Source organism: Clostridium frigoris (assembly GCF_018861865.1).
Lineage (GTDB): Bacteria > Bacillota > Clostridia > Clostridiales > Clostridiaceae > Clostridium_AD > Clostridium_AD frigoris.
In genome coordinates this window covers 1-698 of the sequence record NZ_JAHLDV010000148.1, presented here as the reverse complement: position 1 = coordinate 698, position 698 = coordinate 1, and the positions used below count along the sequence as shown (strand labels likewise).

At 31.7% G+C, this 698-nt stretch carries 1 pseudogene; it reads right to left on the bottom strand.

Features of this window, described 5'->3' with window-relative positions:
• Nucleotides 1–84 precede the first annotated feature (84 nt).
• Nucleotides 85–698, bottom strand: a pseudogene (locus KPL37_RS19525) (hypothetical protein); the annotation flags it as partial.

Genomic DNA, 698 nt, shown 5'->3' with positions numbered 1-698 from the left:
AGTTGTCTAGCCCAGTAAAATTGCTTTGGTGGCAGTCTAAATCAGCTTCCAAAGTTGTTAATTTTCAGTGACCCAGGAGATGATTTAATTAAAACTAAACTTTACAATAGGCTTTTCTTTGAAGAGAACATAATTGCTTACTATAGTATCTTTTACAAAAGATTTTAAATTGGAGTATCCGAAGGTGCTTGAAATTTTATAAAAATACTGTATTTTAAGTGTCTTTAACTCTTTGGACAGTACCTTCCAATTCCCTGTAAATGTTCTATATATCAAAGGTATTTTCTCTTTATACCCAAGAGATCTACCAGCTATACAATATGCAGCGGATACATGAATAGATATTCCTTTAGCTTTCATATATTTTATTTTACCCATTTGGCTAGTGTATGCTGGATTTACATAAAATACGGCTAAATTTTCTTTAAAAGCCCTGGAACTGATTGCTTCAATGATTTTTTTATGAGCAAACATACTGATTTTCATATTTTGTTTAGTATTCCCATAAGTTAGTTTGGATTTACTGATGTTTTTAATGTCCTCACCAGCAAGTGGTTTATTTTTATCTCTAGCTATTTGAACAAGCCCTAAGGCACTCTTTTCTAAAGTTTTTGAAATTTGCCCTGAAGTTTTATTTGCTATATTAAAATGTATAGTGCCAAAGTCTAATAGGTTGCCGATGCAATCAGTTTCACTCC